The organism is Allofournierella massiliensis (genome assembly GCF_964241245.1).
GTDB classification, from domain to species: domain Bacteria; phylum Bacillota; class Clostridia; order Oscillospirales; family Ruminococcaceae; genus Allofournierella; species Allofournierella massiliensis.
The window spans coordinates 1-743 of the sequence record NZ_CAXSWZ010000072.1 but is presented as its reverse complement, the minus strand read 5'-3'; the positions used below and the strand labels follow the sequence as shown (position 1 = coordinate 743).

1 protein-coding gene and 1 pseudogene are annotated in these 743 nt (G+C 50.2%); both read left to right on the top strand.

The annotated features are described in order from the left end of the window. Positions 1-129: 129 nt before the first annotated feature. Positions 130-417: pseudogene (locus tag ACESYO_RS16410) on the top strand (hypothetical protein); the annotation flags it as partial. A gap of 3 nt (positions 418-420) precedes the next feature. After that, a partial coding sequence (locus tag ACESYO_RS16405; protein ID WP_373210882.1) for a PrgI family protein occupies positions 421-743 on the top strand: 323 nt, incomplete at its 3' end.

The window sequence follows — 743 nt, the reverse complement described above, 5'->3', positions numbered from 1 at the left end:
AAGCTGCATAATGGAAAGTTAGACTGATATCTGGAAAGCCGGATACATCGAGAGGTGTACGTCCGGTTTGGAGGGGAGCGTTTGGAAACCTGCCGCAGAAATGCGGTAAGGCGCCGGGCGCTTACCCTACTGTACACCGCTCTGGCTCCCCTTCCTCTTTCAACTTTTGCAGGCGAAAGCACCCAGAGCGTGGGCATTTCTTTTCTGAAAAGCTATGTGGGCGTATGCCTTGAAGGGGCTGTAATCGTATTGGCCTGCATCATCTATGCAGGCTTTGTGAACACGCCGTCGGTCGGAGGTGGAGAAGCCACCACAATGGTCTGGAGCTATCTAGCCGAAACTGTTTTTAATATGCTGGTTCTGGTGGGACTCATCAAAGGGTCTGACCGAATCATCCACGAAATGATGGGGTTATAACCAATGCAGACACCAATCAATAAAGAAATCCGTCATTACCAAGAATCCATTTGCCTTGGGATGAATCTGCGGCAAACAATCTGCGCTGGATGTGCAGTGGCACTGGCTGGAGCGATCTATTACTTTGGCTCTCCCCTGTTGGGTCGGGAAACTGCCAGCTGGTTGTGCATTGTAGCAGCTGCACCCATAGCTGCGTCCGGCTTCTTCACCTATGACGGCATGAATTTTGAAAAATTTCTCTGGGCAGTATTTCGCTGCCTGTTTCTCAATGCCGGGACGCGGATATGGAAATCGGAAAACCGTTATCTGAAATTAAAAGCACAGCG